Genomic DNA, 19,541 nt, shown 5'->3' on the forward strand with positions numbered 1-19,541 from the left:
AAGGAGCCCGAGGGCTCCTTTTTATAATTCCACTGTGTCATTCATACTTTCATCTTTATCTTTCTCGTCACCTTGGATAAGGCGTTTGAAGCCGTCGATGACAGTCTTGACAGTCTGGTCTGTACTCCAGTATTCTGCTGATTCAGCTTCTACTTTAAGTAGGATGACATTTGGATCATCGTAGCTTGTATGAAGAAATGCTTCCATAGGCTTACTCCATAATTCTTTTTTCTTCGTCTCATCTTCTACAATATGAATGGTACCTGATACAGAAGCATAACCTTCTTTTGAGAATGAGACATTGACGCGATTATCTTTCTCGATTTCATCTGTCTTATCTGTATCTTTAAGAGTAAAGAACCATAAATCTGCATCATCTTCCAGATGTTTATAACTCATTGGGCGAGAGATAAGTTTGTTATCAGAAATGGTTGTTAACATGGCGATATCATTTTTTTGCAGTAAATCATATAGACGCTGACGTTTTTCTTCGTTTGAAATCTTTTCAGTCATTCTAACACCTCCGTTTTCTAGTACATTAAGCGTATAATTTTTAGTTAAAACTATCAAACAATATGCTATTTAATAGAATCACTCAATAATTTAATCATCGCCTGGATACCTGGATATTCAAGGTGAATACCGTCCGGCGCGAAATACTCAGAATGGTCACTAGAGACTGCATACCAGTCAATGATTTCAACATTTTTATAGTTTTTAGCAGCTTCTTTCATCAGCTGGTTGACATGTGATTCGTACGCACGTGGAACATGAGCAGTGACAAGATAAACTTTTGCTTTATCAAATTTTGACAATAGACTTTCAAGCTGAACATTTTCAAAGTCACCATTTGTGCCGATACCTAAAACTACTATCTGATCTTTTTTGTTGAGATAACTGTATTGGTTGGCGAGTGGAATAGCTGTATAAATACTACGTCCGACTTCGCCGTCTACTGTAGCATTCGGATATATCTCTCTTAACTGTTGATTGATATCGACTAACACCGAGTCCCCGATGAATAAGGGAGAAATATAGTGCTTTACTTCATGCCGGATTTCCTCGCTGTCAGTAGTCCAGCTGACTGCCGCTAGTAGTTTCGGAGGGGTCACGCTGTTCATTGTCTGAGTTGTATAGACTTGAGATGCATCAGATAGATCTGTCTGGAAAAACATGTACCCTGAAAAACCGATGAGAGCAAATAACATCAATATGACGGGCCATCTCTTTTTCAGATGAGCAGGTTTGAAGTAACTGAAACCTTCACGTCTGAAAGGTGTTTCGATAAATTCATAACTGAACCAGGCAAATAAAATAGTAAGAGCGATTTCAATGATATAAGCATAAAATGGAACCTGCCCCTTTACAAAGTAGTGTTCCACCATAGTGATAACAGGGAAATGCCATAAATACAGGCTGTATGACAGACGACCGATATAAGTCAGAAATGGTAGGCTGAGCAGTTGCTTAAGCAGACTGCTCGGATGAACACATGAAGCAATAGTTGAGATTGTGATTATACCGAGAATGAAAAACCCGCCCTTGTATAAAAAGCCTGTTGCTTCAGTTAGCTGTGTAAAACTAATAAGCAAAATGGCAAAGTTAATAATTCCTATAGCACTGATTGTCATTCGTAATGCAGTGGGCACTTCACGCTTAAGACGGAATGCCGGCCAGATGAAAGCAAGTAGAACACCGAGCAGCAACGTCTGTAAGCGAGTATCTGTGCCGAAATAAAGACGTGACACTGGCATGCCAGGATAATAAAGTATCGCCATCCAGATCGCTGAAATGATAGCAAGAACAGTGAAAGTAATAATTGCAGTCCGATGAGAGAACTTCCTAAGTAATAAGAATAAAATGAGCGGAAAGAAAATATAGAACTGTTCTTCTATAGCGAGTGACCAGAGATGTTGAAGCGGTCTCGGCTCAAGAGCCTGAAAGTAATCTACTTCATCGAAGATGTACCACCAGTTTGAAACATAAAAAAATGCGGCTATAATATCTTTTTTCAGCTGGTGGAGGATAGACTGTTCAAATAAAAGACAGTAAGCAAACAGCGTAACCAGAAGAAACAGGATAGCAGGGAACAGTCGTTTAACCCTTTTTAGATAAAATTTAAGAAAGTTGACAGAACCCGTTGCACGATATTCTGTGAGTAGCATCGTAGTAATCAAATAGCCTGAAATAATGAAGAACGTATCAACACCAAGAAATCCGCCTGGTAGAAACTTAGGATTTAAGTGGAAGATGATAATGGCGATAACCGCGATTGCTCTTAAACCATCTAGACCAGGTAAATATTTTGTATCTTTTTTTATAGCAGTCATTGTAACGCCTCTTTTAACTAATTTGTAATGTTATTGTAATATAAAAGGAATTTATTGTTAAGTCATAGCTATATATTTCTATTAAATTCTTAGAAAATAAGCTGTACTTGTATATAATGAGCTCATATAGAGGAGTGAAAAAGATGAATAAGTATTATTTATTACACATTATCAAGTTACATCACAGAGAACCTTTTTCTTATCAGCAACTCAAAAATCTGACTGTACATTCAGTGACAGAATTGTCAGAGCAGGAATTTGAAGAGACTTATACAAAATTAAAAGAAGAAAAATTAATTAAAGAGCGTGATAATCTCGGTTTGACTTTTCTTGGTGAAACTCTATTGAAAAAACATCAAAAAAAACAACAGTTTAATCATTTAGATTAAACTGCATTGCTGTCAGCTCAGTCAGCTGATTGCTAAGTTCATCGATTGAAAGATCAAAATCATTAACAACCCAGAGCTCGTATGTCAGGAATAAACCTGATAAAAAAAGTTCACTGCGTACTCTGTTGCAAGAGGAGATTCAAATTTCAGATTGTTGAACTGCTCAAGAAAATGTTCTTTGGAAAAATCAATGCCCTTTCTAATAGCGGATATACGGCTTTCAGGAGGAATGTGTTTAAAGATATGCTGATGATTATAAGGCTCGTTAAGTGTGCACATATAATTTTTCTTAAATTGATGTAAAAATTCCTTATGAGAACTAATTTCCAGAGTGAAACTCAGAGTATTAATGATTTCAGAATAAATATATAGGACCAGGTCTTCAAATAACGCATATTTGTCCTTGTAGTGTGTATAAAAAGTAGAGCGTGTAATACCTGATTTTTGTACGATGGAAGTGGTTGTGATATCTTCAATTGTCACATCTTTTAACATCTTATCCAGTGTTTGGATTAATAATAATTTAGTCTTAGAGAATGAATGAGAGGGAATAATGATAAACACTTTCCTTTCTGATATGCTTAAGCCTATTATACATTACCTATCAGTGTAATAAGTATAACTAAAAAGACAGCATTCTCAAATGCTGTCTTTTACTTAATGTGATGCTTTTTTATTTTTGAATTTTCCAAGGAGGAAACCACCTAAAGCAATACTGATGAGAACAGTCCAGAAAATCAACTGCCACTGCCATGAATGTGGGAAGTCATGTGGCAGAACATGAATTTTGTCATGAGCTAATACGAGGACGACCAGTTTAATCCCCACCCAGCCGACAATCGCGAATGCCGCTGCTTCAAGCGATGGATATTTAGCTAATATCGCTACAAAGTAATTAGCTGCAAAACGCATCAGGATAACACCGATCATCCCCCCGGTGAACATGACGGCGAACTGGCCTGCATTTAAGCCAAGAAAATCAGGTCCAACGTGAGGCAATGTCACAGCAATCGCAATTGCAGCAAGCATAGAGTCAATAGCAAAGGCGATGTCAGCAAACTCAACTTTCAGAACAGTCATCCAGAAGCCATTGCCTTTTGTATCTTCTGCCTGTTCTTCAGCTATATCTGGTACAGTTGTATCATCACCATGGTTTTTCTTCTTGAAGTAGTCATATAGATTTTTAACGGACATGAAGATTAAATACGCAGCACCGAGTGCTTGAATTTCCCAGTACTGAGCAAGTACAGTAATAAGGAACAGTGAGATGATTCTGAAGATAAAAGCGCCTACTAGCCCATAAAATAATGCTTTCTTTTGCTCTTCCGGCTTTAGATGTTTAACCATTACAGCCATGACTATCGCATTATCGGCAGCAAGTAAACCTTCTAATACAATTAATACAACTAACACCCAGAGATAGGACAATAAAATACTTGGATCCATTTAAGGAGCCTCCTTCATTATTATTTTTCCAAATAAAAAGACCTATGCCAAAAAAATTGGCAAAGGTCTCACTGAACATAAAAGTTCTATAATCCCGGAAAGCAGGCTTTCGTAATGACGAGATTATACCCGGAAATCAATTCCTTGAGTTACTCCCCTTCGACAGTCGTCGTAGGTATTTATTTATTTCATTATAACATGAAATATCAGAAATACGAGTAAAAGACTCATATTTAATAAAAAATAAATATGTAATATAAATGTTTCTGTCGAATTGAGACGGGTAAATGATTTAGGTACATTATAAATTGGTTTAAGGGGGAAATATCAGAATGGCTAACGAAAAAGATAAGCAGTTACAGGCACACACAGTAGATACAACCCAAAAAGCAGCGTTGACAACAAATCAAGGTCTTAAAATGGCTGAAGATGAGTTTACATTAAAAGCAGGAGAGCGCGGTCCTTCTTTACTGGAAGATTTCCATTTCAGAGAAAAAATGACACACTTCGACCATGAACGCATTCCTGAAAGAATTGTCCATGCTCGTGGCTACGGGGCACATGGTGAATTTGAACTATATGAATCACAGGAAAAATATACAAAAGCAAAATTTTTAAACGACACATCGAAGAAAACACCTGTCTTCGTTCGTTTCTCGACTGTTCAAGGTTCAAAAGGATCCCCTGAAACAGTACGTGATGCTCGTGGTTTCGCAACGAAGTTTTATACTGAAGAAGGCAATTACGATCTAGTAGGTAATAATATACCGGTATTCTTTATTCAGGATGCTATTAAGTTCCCTGACTTAGTTCACGCAATCAAGCCAGAACCGCATAACGAAATTCCCCAGGCTGGTAGTGCACACGATACGTTCTGGGATTTCTTCGCACAGAACCCTGAATCGACTCACATGACAATGTGGACAATGAGTGATCGCGGTATTCCGAAAAGTTTTCGTACCATGGAAGGTTTCGGTGTCAACACATTCCGTTTAATTAACAATGAAGGGAAATCTCATTTCGTTAAGTTCCACTGGAAACCTTTACTTGGTACCCATTCATTAGTATGGGACGAAGCACAGATTATCGCGGGTAAAAATATTGACTTCAACCGTGAAGATTTATACGAAGCAATTGACAAAGGCGATTTCCCGGAATGGGAACTCGGGCTTCAGCTTATACCGGAAGAAGATGAGTTCAAATTTGATTTTGACATTCTTGATCCGACAAAAGTATGGCCGGAAGAAGAAGTACCTGTTCAAATCGTAGGTAAAATGACGTTAAACCGCAATGTCGACAACGTATTCGCTGAAACAGAACAAGTCATGTTCAGCCCAGCTCACGTAGTGCCAGGTATCGACTTCAGTAATGACCCATTATTACAAGGACGTCTGTTCTCTTATACAGATACGCAGTTATTACGTCTTGGTGGTCCAAACTTCCATCAGATTCCGATTAACGCGCCAATCTGTCCATTTGCTAACAACCAGCGTGATGGCTTACATCAGCATCAGATTCATAAAGGCATGACAAGCTACCATAATAATGGCATCAACAATAATGAGCCACATACAACACCTGCTGAAGAGGGCGGTTATGAACATTACTATGAACGCATCGATGCGCACAAAGTACGTGCACGTAGCGAAAGCTTCCTTGATCACTACTCTCAGGCAAAAATGTTCTTAAACAGTTTATCAGCACCAGAACGTCAGCACTTGACAGACGCTTTCAGCTTTGAGCTTGGAAAATGTAAGTTAGACTTTGTTAAACAGAATGCAGTCAACAACTTAAACAAGGTAGATAAAAAGCTTGCTGAAGAAGTCGCATTACGTATAGGTGCAGAAGTACCAGCAGGTGATGAAGAATCTAAAGAAACAAAAGTATCTAAAGCACTGAGCACATTAGATACCGTTAAGAAACTAGATACTTTATCAGTGGCAGTGTATGTGACAGCTGATTCTGACGCTAAGCAAGTTGCCAGCTATGTAAAAGAACTAGCAGCTAATAAAGTAAACTACAAATTAGTAGCTGACCGCGCGATGAAACTCGGCGAACTGAAAGTGACTGAAACATACGATACGGTTCACTCTACATTATTTGATGGTATCTTAGTTGCTGATGCAGCAGAACCGCTTGCACCACCAGCTAAAGATGCGATTGAAGCAGCGAATCGTCATTATAAGACAATCGGTTATACTCAGAAAGTACAACCGCTTCTTGCACAGACGGCTGTTAAAGAAGGACAACCAGGTATCGTTTTAGTTGGTACAGACTTAAAAGATTACCTGAACAACTTTGTAGAACAACGTCATTGGTCTAGACAGCTTTAATCATCAGAAAAAGGATTGATCATTATGATCAATCCTTTTTTATTGCTTTTATATCATTAAAAGCAACGACTTTATTCATTTTGATAGAGCGTTTGACTGCTTCACGGTCAAGTTCCATCTGTTCAATTTCACTAGGGGTATGACCACCAAGAACCCATTGTCTCGTATGCTGAAATAAATCTTTATATAGAGTGTCGAACTGTTCTCTGTCTTCTCGAGAGAGCTGTCCTTTGATCAGAAGACCGATTTCATGGTCAGCACTTTCAAAATCGGGTGCGCCCATTGTATAGACTTGTATGCCTTCAATCAAATGGTCCCATTCATCTGGAGACAACTGTGCTTTTTTCTTCAGAAATTTAGCAAGATTTTTCATCTGCGGTGTCTGCAGATGATGGTCCGGGCCGACAAAATCATAGACTTCCTGAGAATCCTTGAATTCGTAATAAGGAAATTGCTGCAGTTCCTGGAAAGCCTCTTTATCCTCTATCCATGAATCAAGCAAGCCATCAACAATATAACCGTCATGAATCTGCAGGTCATAGATCGACAGAAAAAGATTGATACTATCTGTTTCAAAGGCATCTTGATAAGTTTTCCTGTAATGTTCTTCCAGGTGTTCACGAGTGACAAAACCGTAAAGCATCAGATTGCTGGAGATGAAGGTGAAGTCCTGTTCATATTTATCTTTTTTCTGCTCGATTTCATCTAAAGGTAGTTTCATAAGCGCTTGTTTTGTATCTTCAGGAATAACGAGTTTCTTGTCGATATCAAATATGATAAGCGCAGTCACCATCTGTTCAAAATCTTTAGGAGAGAGATGGATAATATTATGGTTTACTGACAGGGCATCGGCGAGAAGCTGGATATCCAGTATTTCTTCCTGTATTAAGAGCTCATAATAGAGATTCCCTTTTTTGTGAAATCGTTCTGACAGCATCTCTATCAATGTCTGCCTTGAAGTTTCTTCATCAAAATCCAGCTGATAGTACATCGCACTATGACGCAATTCATCTATCGAAAGTCTTTGGACCAGTTCATCAAATGTTTGATGATAATTTGAGTCATGACTGCTGAGTACTTTTTTGTGAAGAGGTGCAAGAAACTTTCTAAACATATAGCTCACTTCCTTAATGTGTATTAATGGTATTGTACCTAATTTAAGTGAAGTGAGGTAGAGAAAACAAAAAAGCAGTCCGATTTGGACTGCTTTTTAGCTGCGACCTTTGAGCATGCCGTACCAGTACATGAACGGTATCGCTCTTTTTTTAAGCTGGTAGAGCAGTGGATTAGTCTTAGACTGATCGAGCGGTAGAGATTCTTTTGGCTTCAGATCGTAGCCGAACTCTGCCATGATCGCCTGACCATATTCTGTTGCGATAGGACAGGCAGTCATGCCGTCGTAATAACCTGGCAGTTTTTTACCTTTAATCTGAGCGACTAAGTTCTCTGCAAGAACAGGCACTTGCTTACGGACTGCAGAGCCCATCTTCACAGTTGGCAGGTTCGTGCAGTCACCGAGACCGAAGACATTCTGATGACGGACATGCTGCAGAGTATGTTTATTGACATTTAACCAGCCTTCTTCATCGCTCAGTGTAGACTGCTTGACGACATCCGGTGCGCTCATAGGTGGCGTCACAAGAAGCATGTCAAATGGCGTGGAATAAGTCTCTTCTGTCTGCAGATTTTTAAATATAGCGGTTTGTTCAGGTCCATTGACTGCGATCAGTTCATGCTGCAGATCATAAGAGATGCCTTTATCTTCAATCTGCTTTTCAATCTGTCTTCTGTATTTCTCAACAGGAAAAAGAGAATCCAGTGCTGACTTGAGAATCAGAGTCGGCCGGCCCTTTTTCTTGTCCTTGAAGAACTCATCGAAGGTAAACAGGGAGTTCTCAGGTGCAACGCCGCCTTTAATCGGCGTTGAGGGCTTAGTCACGATGACATTGCCTACCTTCACTTTTTTCAGTGACTTGTAAGTATAGTCTACGTAATCATATAAATAGTTGGTGCAGACTTGATTTTTGCCGAGTGTTTCCGACAGTCCTGCGATTTTATCAAAGTCAAGTTGGAGACCGAGTGCGACAACAAGATATTCATAGTTCACCTGTTCCTTGTTGTCCAGTCTGATAATGCGTTCGACTGCCTGGATTGCTGTGACTTTCTGCTGCAGAAAATCCGCCCCGTGTGGAACGACTTTCTTCATTTTTTTGCGGCTGTTCTCTTTTTTCTCTGCTCCGCTACCGACAAGTGGCCATGATGGCTGATAAGCATGATAGTCTGCGTGATCGATGATCAAGATATCTTTAATACCTGCTTTGATGAGGCGACTGGCAGTTGAAATACCGCCTGAGCCACCACCTAGAATAACGACCTGATACTTTTTATTCATTATGATTCTCCTTTCGGTTTTCGTTTAAATAAATAGATAAGACCTGCGACAATAACGACTGCCATCAGAATATAGAAGAAGTTTGAGTACGTATCAAAAGTGTGCAGGACTTTCTCCCAGTTTTCGCCAAGAGAGTAGCCCAAATAAATCAGTACAGCATTCCAGATAACTGTGCCGACAGTCGTATAGAGTGTGAACGTCACAATATTCATACGATTGATCCCGGCAGGAATAGAAATCAGACTGCGCACAAGAGGAACGAAGCGGCAAAGAAAGACAGCGATACCGCCATATTTTTTGAACCAGTTATCGGCTTTGTAAAGATCATCCTTCGTCAGTCTTAAAATCCAGCCATAACGATCAACGATTTTTTCGAGCCTTTTTAAGCCGAGAAGATGTCCCAGGTAATAAAGAATAAGTGCGCCCATGACAGCACCAAGTGTTGAAGCAATCAGCATACCAATAAAATTCAGCTTTTCAGACTGAGTGACCATGAAGCCGCCGAACGTCAAAATGACTTCTGAAGGAATAGGTGGAAATACGTTTTCAAGAAGGATAAGAAGGAAGACACCGAAATAACCGAACTGTTCCATCACATCCATAATCCATTGCTGCATAACAAACTCCTTTACCAATGTTATACCCTGAGTGTAACGAATCAGACAAATGAATGCGAATATTACGATAATTACCAAAAAAAGACCTCGAAATTCGAGGTCTTTACTGACGTTTCAGTTTAAAGAGATAAAAACTAATTACAGCAATGAATATGAGCTGCGGAATTAACGTTTCTACTGTCGGATAAAAACCGATAAGTGAAATAAAAGGCAGTCCTTTGATTGTTGTCGTAGGTAACATATTCAGGACTTGGAATGTGTGCAGACTGACGCCTAAAATCTTGAAAGCGAGCAGGAAAATCAGCACAGACATCCAGAAGAAGAGCTGTCTGATCGGAATAACGCGTGTCAGCTGTTCAAAGAAGACGGCGATGAGTACTAGTATAATAAGAGCCAGACCAATACCTGTCAGCAGCTGTCCTGTTGAGATTTTACCTGCTATTCCTGCATAGAAAATAATGGTTTCGGCACCTTCTCTGAAGATAGAAAGAAAACTGACGAAACTGAATGACAGAATGCTGCCTGACGTCATGGCCTGTGCCATGTTCTTATCGATAAATCGCTGCCAATTTTGAAGAGAAGACTTGGAATGTAACCACATACCAATCGCGAGCATCATCAGAACGGACAGAAGACCAACAATCGCTTCTATCAGTTCTCGTCCTTGTCCGATGCCGGAGAAATAACGGTTGAAGATAAAGGCTATCACAATACTCATTAACAGCCCGATTAATCCTCCGACGATAATCCAGCGTGTGCCTTTTGGCTGGCGCGCTTTTTTTGTCACAGAAATAAGAGCCATAATAATGAGAAGTGCTTCAACACCTTCACGTAGCATGATGAGTGCTGCATCAATAAATGTGTAATTCGTCTTACTGATAGCCAGTTGGATTTTCTGATTTAATTGTTTCAGATCCTGCTGAATGTCTGTTTTATTATTATCGTTCAGTGAGCCGGCATAATCCGGCACTTTCTGCTCGATTTCAGTATAAAGGGCGGCATTGCTTGTTCTGATATCACCTTCAACGTTAGGCCAGTCTACTACAAACTGGGATAACGTCGCTTTCGCTGATTCAAGATCATTATCTTCAATCTGTTGATCAGCATCTTTCAAGTAAGTTGATAATATAGAGACATCTTTCTTCTCGGTTGTTTTCGCTTCTTTACCGGACAGATAATCTACGAGTTCTTGTTTAAGCTGATTCAAATGCTGAACAGCACTTTCTTTATCAGGTGTTTCTTTTGATAAGGCAATCCGCGTCATCATCAGTTCAGTCTCGATCTGACCATAACGCCCGATATCTTCACTGCGGACAATCTTTTCGTTTGCTGTCCAGGCGCTGTTTAAATCTTTGTTATATTGCATAGCCTGATCGATTTCACCGGATTTTATTGCTTTGATAAAATCATCGATAATGGGATAAAGGGCGTTCTTTAATTTCTGTCGCTTCTCATTCTTATCGACAGGATTCAGTTGTTTTTCGTATTCAACAAGATTTTCAGACAGCGACTGTAAAGTAGCCGTACGTTTATCAGAATCATGAGCCGATTTCAATTTGGCTATTTGTCGGGTGATATCCTTTTCCAGCTTAATATTCTTCTTCGGTACTTTCTGGTAGGCACTATCCAGCTCTTTAATATGCTTTTTGTAAGCTTGTTCATCGTTATCTTCCAGCGCAGATTTGCTGTCTGTAATCGCGATAAACAAGTCACTCAGCGAAGCCTCTGCATAGCCTGCACGAGGCAGGAAACAGAGCAGGAGACTAAAGACGATTAAATAACGCTTCACCAATATAGCCTCCTTCTTTAATACCTGGGAATGCTAAAAAGACGCCTGACCCCCGGTGAGTGATGTATTCATTCAGACGATCGACACGGCCCATCATTGACTGCAGCTTGATAAACTGTTCAGGAGATTTCTGGAAAGAGACAAAGAGTAAACCGGCATCGAACGTGCCTGTCGCTTCATTGATACCATCAGAATAAGAGAATGACCGGCGCATAATCGTCGTATTGGCTTTTTTAGCAAGGTGGACATGTGAATCCTCAGGGATATTCAGCTCACCTTTGTCATTTTTACTTTTAATATCTATTTCATCATATTCCTTCTTCATGCCGATAGGTGCACCAGAATCACGATGGCGACCGAATGTCCGTTCCTGATCCTCGAGAGAAGTGCGGTCCCACGTCTCAATATGCATCTGAATTCTTCTGACAACAAGATAACTACCGTTCTTTGCCCAGTCCTGGTCAATGAAGACAAAACGGTCAAGCGTCTCTGTATCTTTGAATTTCGGGTTACCTGTGCCGTCTTTAAACGAAAACAGATTGCGCGGTGTATCAGGTGTTTTTTTAGTTTCATCATATGAATTGAAGCCGGTCTGACTCCATTTCATAGAGACGATATCACGGGAAGCACGGACAAGATTACGGACTGCATGGAAATTCACTTGTGGATCATCGCTGCAGGCCTGAATGAAAATATGTCCACCCGTATATTTCGGGTTCAGCTGGTCTTTCGGGAAATGAGGAAGATCGACAAAATCTTTCGGCTTCAAATGCTCAATGCCTAGTTTTTTGAAGAATTCCGCACTGATACCATAAGTAAGGGTTAATCTGCTCGCATCTAAACCGACTGCTTCGCCTGTATCGACGCTTGGCAGTAAGGTGTTTTTAGAGATTTCAGCGAGGACATCACCATTCATCAGCTTGACTGACTGAGTTGTCCAGTCCTGAAACATTTTCTTCACTTGTTGTACATCATCAGTAGACAGTTCTAGAACGACAAAATAGACGTGCTTTTGCACGTCTGTCACAATCCCTGATTGATGTTTGCCGTAAAAATTGACTTTGTTCTTTGAATGCTGGTTATCGCGGCCGAAATGATTAAGCGCGTAAAGAGAAGTACCAAGTCCGGTTGAACCGACGAGAACGCCGGCACCGCCGATACTTGCGAGTTTCAGGAAATCTCTACGCGAAACACTGTTTTCTTTAGTCACTATTCTCACTCCATAATAATAGCCATCTGGCTTAAAGGTTCACCTAATTTATCCACTGCGTCAGCCAGGGCTTTTGTATCTTCTTTAGTCAATGCTTCATAGCTGACAAACTCACCATTTTTCTGATGTTTGTCGAGCAGTTGATTGACGTTTTTAAATTTGTCTTCGATATTCGTTGCAAGTGCTTTGTCTTTTGCTATGATTTTTTCTTTAAAGAGGGAGAAGATTTTTTCAGCGCCTTCAATATTCGCTTTGAAGTCATATAAGTCAGTATGAGAATAAATCTCTTCTTCACCTGAAATCTTCGAGGTTGAAACCTCGTTCAGCAGATCAATCGACCCTTGTAACATCAGCTTAGGCGTGACTTCAGCAGTATCGACTTTAGCACGCAGTTCTTTAGCATCTTTCAAGAGCTGGTCTGCTGTCCCTTCTAAGCCTTTAGTTGTTTTATCCTGCCATAATGCTTTTTCAAGCTTATGATAGCCGGACCATTCTTTTTCTTTGCCTTCTGCTTTCATATCAGCAAGACGGGCATCGATGCGCGGATCTAAATCTCCGAAGCTCTCAGCTACTGGCTCAGAACGTTCGAAATACATCCGGGCTTTTGGATAGAGTGCTTTTGCTTCTTCAATGTTACCGGCTTTAAATGCGGTAACAAATTTATCTGTTTCTTTAACAAACTGATCGATCTGGTCAACAGTGTATGCTTTATATGCGTCTGTTTCTTTAGATAAAGCTACACTTGCTGTTTTTTCTGTCTCTTCAGTTGCCGGCTTCTCTTCTTTCGTTTCCTGTCCACATGCTGTCAGAAGCAGAGTGCCTGCTAAAACTGCGGGAAATAAAATCGATTTATTCATATGTATGCTCCTTGTGAATGATAATCATTTTCATTTAAAGTATTAAACGTTTCGTAAGCGTTGTCAATAGTAAATAAAATTTCAAGGCTATTTCACTTCATTAGGGGTATAGATAAGAGTTAATAATAAAGGAGGCAATAACATGACAGAATTATTCAATGCATCAGAACTGAGTCCGACTGAAAAAAGAGGGCCAGGAGTAGTAGGTATCATCGAATTCGCTGTAGGCGATCAAAAAGAATTCACAGGTGAATATATTCCGACTGATATGCGATTCTTTATGGTAGCAGATATGAACGGCCAGCCGTATCAGCGTGTGATCAGCTATGATGATATTAAAGGTGTAGAAGTAGAAGATAGTGCTTTGACAGTGAACTTTGATATGGGACCGATTCGAATTCGTGATATCGGTAACGGCACAGCACAAGTATTCGCGGATTTTGTCAATGAACAGCTGGATAAACGCAAATAAAAAAAGCCCCGTGGGGCTTTTTTTATTCGACGATTTCGAGTGCGATTTCCATCATTTTAGTAAATGATGTCTGGCGTTCTTCTGGCGTTGTTTCTTCATGTGTTAGTAAGTGGTCACTCACTGTGAAGATACCGAGCGCTTTAACATCTCCGCCTGCATAAGCAGCGTTCAAGTAAAGACCAGCAGATTCCATTTCTACTGCTAAGATACCCATAGAGCGCCATTTGTCTGTTGCCTGTTCGTTAGCATTGTAGAAAATATCTGATGATAAGACATTACCTACGTGATTCGGCACACCTTTTTCATCTGCTAATTGTTTCGCACGTGCAAGTAAGCTGTAGTCAGCGATAGGTGCGAAGTGACCTGGCAGACCGTATTGTGCGACGTAGTTAGAATCTGTAGATGCACCTTGTGCTATGATGACATCATAGACGTTGATACCTTCCTGCATCGCACCACATGAACCGACACGAATCAGGTTCTTCACGCCAAATGTGTGAATGAGTTCGTAAGAATAGATACCGATTGACGGGATACCCATACCTGTTCCCATAACAGAGATTTTTTTACCTTTATAAGTTCCTGTGTAGCCGAACATATTACGCACTTCATTGAACTGAACGACATCTTCTAAATAAGTGTCTGCAATGAATTTCGCGCGTAACGGGTCGCCGGGTAAGAGAATCGTTTCTGCGATTGGATTATTTTCTGGTTTGATATGAGGTGTAGATTTAGTCATAGCTCATTCTCCTTTAGTTAAGTTGTGTTCAACTTCAGTCTACCGATTGGTTATTCTTTTTTCAAGAGAAGACCTGATTCGTGTTTAATCCATCTGATACGTGCAATACTATTACATATAAGGAGTGATAGTAATGACAAATGAAAATCCATTAACTAAGCACTATAACGGTAAATTCGAGAAGCAGGAACAGCAGGCCCCTGGTCTACAGCAAAAAATGACACCAGTGCCGGACTGCGGTGAAACATCATATAAAGGGACAGGCAAGCTGACAGGTAAGAAAGCACTTGTAACAGGCGGTGATTCAGGTATTGGCCGTGCAGCTGCCATTGCCTACGCGAAGGAAGGCGCAGACGTCGCAATCAACTATCTGCCATTTGAAGAAGCAGATGCACAGGAAGTTAAAGCCGTCATTGAAGAAGCGGGACAGAAAGCTGTCTTGATTCCTGGCGACTTACGCGATGAAGCATTCAATAAAGAACTTGTCGAGCAGGCTGTCAAAGAACTTGGCGGTATCGATATTCTCTGCAGTGTGGCAGGTGAGCAGACAGCAGTGGATCACATCGAAGATTTATCGACTGAACAGTTACGTTCGACTTTTGAAACGAACGTATACTCTTTAGTCTGGCTCATCCAGGCAGCATTGCCTCATCTTAAAACAGGCGCTTCTATTATTACGACTTCTTCTGTACAGTCTTATAACCCAAGTAAAAACTTGGTTGACTATGCAGCAACGAAGAGCGCCATCGTTTCTATTACAAAATCACTGGCAACTCAGTTCGGCGAAAAAGGTATCCGTGTGAACTCTGTCGCACCAGGCCCTATCTGGACTGCGCTTCAGATTACAGGCGGACAGCCACAGGAAAAAATTCCTGAGTTCGGTCAGAAAGTGGATCTAAAGCGTGCCGGTCAGCCGGTTGAACTGTCTGATGTCTATGTATTTTTAGCATCTGACAGCGCAAGCTATGTGACAGGCCAGGTTTATGGTGTCACAGGTGGCGTACAGATCAACTAAACAAAAAGAAGCAGTTTTTAAACTGCTTCTTTTTTATGTGTTTTTTTGAGGTTCTGTATGATGAGCATGAGTATGAATGAGAAAACAATCATGAGCGCCACCCATAAACCGGCCAGGAACAGTTCGTTATTGTCGATCGCGATGTAGATGGCAGTCGCCATCGTCTGCGTGACACCTGGAATATTGCCGGCAAAAATTAATGTCGCACCGAATTCTCCCAGAGCACGTGCAAATGAAAAAAGTATCCCTGTTAATAATGCGCCTTTTGATAAAGGGAGAATAATCTTTTTAAATATAGTTAGATGACCTGCGCCGTCGACTTTGGCGGCATCCAGCACATCTGTTGAGACATTATCAATGCCGATTTTAAGCGATTGATACATGAGTGGAGTGGCGACGACTGTAGCTGCGATAATCGCCGCATAAATGGTAAAGACAGGGCTGAAACCCAGCTGTCCCAGTCCTTGTTTGCCAAACAAAAGTAACAGTAAAAAGCCGACAACAGTGGGCGGCAGTACCATCGGCAGCATAATGAGTGTTTCAACGACCGATTTCCCGGGGAATGGGCGAGCGGTCAGCAGAATGAACAGAATACTGATGATTAAGCTTCCTAGTGTAGCGATGAGAGAGACTTTAAGCGACGTCAGTATCGGTGACAGAAATGTCTCACTTAACAATAAATCCATATGATTGATAAACTTTCTTTGCTGCATCGGATTGAAGATAATCATAAAATGCATGCGATGATTGATTATCTTTTATGAGTGCGAGCGGATAAGTGATGGGACTATGTAGAGCGTCCTGGATGTCAGTTTGTTTCAGCTGAGTTCCTTTGGCATCTGTAGCATAGACGATTCCGGCATCTGTATTACCTGACTCAACATAAGTAAGTGCTTGCCTGACGTCTTTTGTGAAGACGATTTTTTTCTGTACATCCTGCCAGGTGTCTGCTTTTGTCAGCGCTTCTTTAGCATAAGCACCGGCAGGTACCGTTTCAGGCGTTCCGACAGCGATTTTTTTGATGGATGCCTGCTTAAGACTGTTTAAGTCTTTGACGTCTGACTTACTGACGATGACAAGTTTGTTTTCCAGGATGGTCTGCTGATTTTCTTTTTTAACAGTACCGGCTTTCACCAGATCATCCACTTTACTTTGTGCGGCAGAGAAGAAGAGGTCGACAGGGGCACCTGCTTTAATCTGATTGGCGAGTGAGCCTGAAGCCCCGTAATTGAATTTGATATCAACATCGTAATCTTTTTCATAGTTTTTTTCAATTACCGAAAGAGCATCTTTTAAACTGGCAGCGGCGGACACTGTAATCTCTGCTTTTTCTGCTGGTTTATCATTACTGCAGCCTGCAAGCAGTAAAAGTGAGAGTGCTAAAGTTGTTTTTTTCATGATGAACCTCCATTCATGTAATTGACCCTATTGTATCGCATATGGAAACCTTTAGGAATATACTTTTAAAGCATGCATTCTGAGTTTAATTGTCTGAAAGCGGGTATAAGGTAAAAGGTCAAAAAAATATAAAGAGGTGTCCAACTATGAAGGCAGTTACGTTCCAAGGCAAAAAGAAAATGGAAGTCAAACAAGTTAAAGATCCGATTATTGAAGCACCTACTGATGCGATTATTAAAATTACAGCGACAGGTATCTGTGGCTCTGACTTGCACTTATATCACCAAGGTGATCTGATGATGGATCCTGGATTCGTGATTGGTCACGAACCGATGGGTATCGTTGAAGAAGTCGGCAGCCAGGTCACTAAACTGAAAAAAGGGGACCGTGTTGTCATCCCGTTCAATATCGGCTGCGGTGAGTGCTACTACTGTACACACGATATGGAATCACAATGTGACAATTCAAATGAAGAACAAGCGAACTGGAAAATGGACAATGGTGGGTTGTTCGGTTTCGGTAAAATGCATGGTAACCACTGGGGTGGTCAGGCTGAGTATTTAAGAGTCCCATTTGCTGATTTCTCTTCATTTGTAGTGCCAGACAGCGATATGAAAGATGAACAGGTACTCTTCTTATCAGATGTCGTGCCGACTGCTTACTGGAGTGTTGAACATGCAGGCGTTAAAGCCGGAGACACAGTTATCGTTTTAGGCTGCGGTCCAATCGGTCTGATGGCTCAGAAATTTGCGAAACTGAAAGGTGCAAACCGTGTTATCGCTGTCGATAATGTAGAACATCGTTTAGAACATGCGAAGAAATACAACCAGGTTGAAGTCTATAACTTCGATAAAGAAAAAGAAATCGGTAAATTACTGCGTGAAGATACAAAAGGCGGCGCGGATGTCGTGATTGACTGTGTGGGTATGGACGGACAAGTGAAGTTAACTGAACGTGTCTCAAACTTAGTGACGCCACAGCGTGGTTCAATCAGCCCGATTGAAACAGCTGCTGAAGCAGTTCGCAAATTCGGTACGATTCAGATTACAGGTGTCTATGCGACTCCGGCAGCGAACTTCCCGTTACCGCTTATCTTCAACCGTAATGTTATCGTCAAAACAGGGCAGGCACCTGTTATCCACTTAATGCCTAAACTCTATGAGATGATTCGTGACGGCGTCTTTGATCCGACAGAAATCATTACACATAACATGTCATTAGACCAGGCATCAGAAGCTTATGAAATCTTTGATGAGAAGAAAGATAACAACATCAAAGTAGTACTTAAACCTTAAGATTTAAAAACCGACTTTTGAAGTCGGTTTTTTTGTTTGGGTGATTTTAACAGTGGTAGTATGTCTATGAGGTGATAAAAATGGATCGTGAGTTATTTGTAACAAACGATATTGAACAAGAGTGGATTAATAAAATCCGGCAGAACCGGGAATGGATCGAACAGACAGCGAGAGAAGCAGATACAGCGGGGAAGCTGAATCACAGGTTAATCGACTGGCTGATAACAGAAGGATACAGCAAGCTGTCTTTACCGGAAAAGTACGGTGGCTATGGCTTAAGTATCAAGTCTGTCATTTTACTGCAGGAAACGCTGGCCAGCTACGATGAGTCGACAGCTTTATCCATCGGCTGGCATCTGGGAATTGTCGGCGAAGTATTCCAGTTTAAGCTGTGGTCTGATGACATGATGACAGAGTTTGCAGAAGCAGTGCAAAATGGCGCACTGTCTAACCGTGTTGTTTCAGAGGCGCAGACTGGCAGTCCGACAAGAGGAGGTCGTCCTGCGACGCATGCAGTTCGTCAAGGAGAGGGCTGGCTATTAAATGGTGTTAAGACTTATACATCGATGAGCCACAGATTGACACATTATATCGTCGGTGCTTACGTGGAAGAAAAAGAAACACTATGCTTTTTCTATGTGCCGGCAGATAAAGAAGGCTGTCGCATTGAAGAAAGCTGGGACGTGACGGGTATGCGGGCGACCGAAAGTCATGATCTGATACTTGACGATGTCTATGTAGAAGACCGTTATTTAGTAGAAGCAGGGCGCGACAAAGTGGATAATCCATGGCTCATGCATATTCCGGCAGTCTATCTAGGTATCGCTCAAGGCGCAAGAGACGACGCAGCTATTTTTGCGCATAGTCATTCACCGAATTCAATTGAAGGGACGATAGCAGATATTCCGCACATCCAGTCGAAACTTGGTGAGATGGAATTGAAACTGATGACAGCGAGACACTTCCTTTATCATGCTGCTGATCTCCATCAATCAGGCGCGCGTGGTCTGGCGCCGACTTTCGGTGCAGCAAAACATATTGTCGTGAATAACGGCATCGACATCGTGGATATTGCGATGAGGATAATAGGTGGGAAGAGCCTGGAGAAAGCAGGCATCATCGAACGACGTCATAGAAGTATGCGTGCGGGACTTCATAATCCACCTATGGATGACGCTGTTATCCGTATGCTGGCAGCAGAGACACAGGACATCAGTCGATAATGTCTTAATTTTATTGTAGAATGAGGGTTCAAAACT

Annotated in this window: 19 protein-coding genes; 6 read left to right on the plus strand and 13 right to left on the minus strand. The window is 41.1% G+C overall.

Going from position 1 to position 19,541, the window contains the following annotated elements; translation table 11 throughout:
* Positions 1 to 21 precede the first annotated feature (21 nt).
* Entirely contained in the window at positions 22 to 513 is a 492-nt protein-coding gene (locus tag ERX27_RS02900; protein WP_133431341.1) for a pyridoxamine 5'-phosphate oxidase family protein, read from the minus strand.
* A 65-nt stretch (positions 514 to 578) separates the two neighbouring features.
* Positions 579 to 2,330, minus strand: coding sequence for an acyltransferase family protein (locus tag ERX27_RS02905; RefSeq protein WP_133431342.1), 1,752 nt, complete (start codon positions 2,328 to 2,330; stop codon positions 579 to 581).
* A gap of 143 nt (positions 2,331 to 2,473) precedes the next feature.
* Between ERX27_RS02905 and ERX27_RS02910 the strand changes: the two genes are divergently transcribed.
* The gene (locus tag ERX27_RS02910) at positions 2,474 to 2,719 is read left to right on the plus strand and encodes a hypothetical protein (protein WP_133431343.1); all 246 of its coding nucleotides are present in this window, start codon (positions 2,474 to 2,476) and stop codon (positions 2,717 to 2,719) included.
* Between the two features lie 84 nt (positions 2,720 to 2,803).
* Here the strand turns inward: ERX27_RS02910 and ERX27_RS02915 are convergent, their stop codons facing one another.
* Together ERX27_RS02915 and ERX27_RS02920 are read right to left on the minus strand one after the other, a co-directional pair.
* A complete protein-coding gene (locus ERX27_RS02915) occupies positions 2,804 to 3,202 on the minus strand; it encodes a TetR/AcrR family transcriptional regulator (protein ID WP_165983065.1) in 399 nt (132 codons plus the stop codon).
* Between the two features lie 174 nt (positions 3,203 to 3,376).
* A complete protein-coding gene (locus ERX27_RS02920; RefSeq protein WP_133431345.1) occupies positions 3,377 to 4,165 on the minus strand; it encodes a TerC family protein in 789 nt (262 codons plus the stop codon).
* Between the two features lie 332 nt (positions 4,166 to 4,497).
* On the opposite strand from ERX27_RS02920, the gene ERX27_RS02925 reads away from it, so the two are divergent.
* Entirely contained in the window at positions 4,498 to 6,498 is a 2,001-nt protein-coding gene (locus ERX27_RS02925; RefSeq protein ID WP_133431346.1) for a catalase, read from the plus strand.
* A 28-nt stretch (positions 6,499 to 6,526) separates the two neighbouring features.
* Here ERX27_RS02925 and ERX27_RS02930 read toward each other — a convergent pair whose 3' ends face one another.
* From ERX27_RS02930 to efeO, 6 genes are all read right to left on the minus strand, one after another.
* On the minus strand, positions 6,527 to 7,612 hold the full coding sequence (locus ERX27_RS02930; RefSeq protein WP_133431347.1) for a hypothetical protein: 1,086 nt from the start codon (positions 7,610 to 7,612) through the stop codon (positions 6,527 to 6,529).
* A 96-nt stretch (positions 7,613 to 7,708) separates the two neighbouring features.
* A complete protein-coding gene (locus tag ERX27_RS02935) occupies positions 7,709 to 8,890 on the minus strand; it encodes an NAD(P)/FAD-dependent oxidoreductase (protein WP_133431348.1) in 1,182 nt (393 codons plus the stop codon).
* Entirely contained in the window at positions 8,890 to 9,507 is a 618-nt protein-coding gene (locus ERX27_RS02940) for a DedA family protein (RefSeq protein WP_133431349.1), read from the minus strand. The genes ERX27_RS02935 and ERX27_RS02940 overlap by 1 nt, the downstream gene beginning before the upstream one ends.
* Before the next feature lie 103 nt (positions 9,508 to 9,610).
* Positions 9,611 to 11,296, minus strand: a complete 1,686-nt coding sequence (locus ERX27_RS02945) for an FTR1 family protein (protein ID WP_133431350.1) — start codon at positions 11,294 to 11,296, stop codon at positions 9,611 to 9,613.
* Positions 11,271 to 12,506 carry an iron uptake transporter deferrochelatase/peroxidase subunit gene (gene efeB / locus ERX27_RS02950; protein ID WP_165983066.1) on the minus strand — a complete coding sequence of 412 codons (1,236 nt, stop codon included), beginning with the start codon at positions 12,504 to 12,506 and terminating at the stop codon, positions 11,271 to 11,273. The genes ERX27_RS02945 and efeB overlap by 26 nt, the downstream gene beginning before the upstream one ends.
* Before the next feature lie 5 nt (positions 12,507 to 12,511).
* Entirely contained in the window at positions 12,512 to 13,363 is an 852-nt protein-coding gene (gene efeO, locus ERX27_RS02955) for an iron uptake system protein EfeO (protein WP_133431351.1), read from the minus strand.
* Between the two features lie 142 nt (positions 13,364 to 13,505).
* Here efeO and ERX27_RS02960 point away from each other — a divergent pair, with 142 nt between their 5' ends.
* A complete protein-coding gene (locus ERX27_RS02960; protein ID WP_133431352.1) occupies positions 13,506 to 13,835 on the plus strand; it encodes a hypothetical protein in 330 nt (109 codons plus the stop codon).
* A 22-nt stretch (positions 13,836 to 13,857) separates the two neighbouring features.
* Here the strand turns inward: ERX27_RS02960 and deoD are convergent, their stop codons facing one another.
* Positions 13,858 to 14,574: a purine-nucleoside phosphorylase gene (gene deoD, locus ERX27_RS02965; RefSeq protein ID WP_133431353.1), complete on the minus strand. Its 717-nt coding sequence runs from the start codon at positions 14,572 to 14,574 to the stop codon at positions 13,858 to 13,860.
* A 133-nt stretch (positions 14,575 to 14,707) separates the two neighbouring features.
* Between deoD and ERX27_RS02970 the strand changes: the two genes are divergently transcribed.
* Complete coding sequence (locus ERX27_RS02970) at positions 14,708 to 15,589, plus strand: SDR family oxidoreductase (RefSeq protein WP_133431354.1); 882 nt, start codon at positions 14,708 to 14,710, stop codon at positions 15,587 to 15,589.
* A 17-nt stretch (positions 15,590 to 15,606) separates the two neighbouring features.
* Here ERX27_RS02970 and modB read toward each other — a convergent pair whose 3' ends face one another.
* Both modB and modA read right to left on the minus strand, forming a co-directional pair.
* Positions 15,607 to 16,275, minus strand: coding sequence for a molybdate ABC transporter permease subunit (gene modB / locus ERX27_RS02975; protein ID WP_133431465.1), 669 nt, complete (start codon positions 16,273 to 16,275; stop codon positions 15,607 to 15,609).
* Positions 16,256 to 16,987, minus strand: a complete 732-nt coding sequence (gene modA / locus ERX27_RS02980; protein ID WP_133431355.1) for a molybdate ABC transporter substrate-binding protein — start codon at positions 16,985 to 16,987, stop codon at positions 16,256 to 16,258. The genes modB and modA overlap by 20 nt, the downstream gene beginning before the upstream one ends.
* Positions 16,988 to 17,133: 146 nt before the next feature.
* Between modA and ERX27_RS02985 the strand changes: the two genes are divergently transcribed.
* Positions 17,134 to 18,282, plus strand: coding sequence for a zinc-dependent alcohol dehydrogenase (locus tag ERX27_RS02985; protein WP_133431356.1), 1,149 nt, complete (start codon positions 17,134 to 17,136; stop codon positions 18,280 to 18,282).
* Between the two features lie 80 nt (positions 18,283 to 18,362).
* A complete protein-coding gene (locus ERX27_RS02990; protein ID WP_133431357.1) occupies positions 18,363 to 19,505 on the plus strand; it encodes an acyl-CoA dehydrogenase family protein in 1,143 nt (380 codons plus the stop codon).
* Positions 19,506 to 19,541: the final 36 nt, after the last annotated feature.

Origin of the sequence: Macrococcus brunensis, from assembly GCF_004359615.1 — a bacterium.
GTDB classification, from domain to species: Bacteria; Bacillota; Bacilli; order Staphylococcales; family Staphylococcaceae; genus Macrococcus; species Macrococcus brunensis.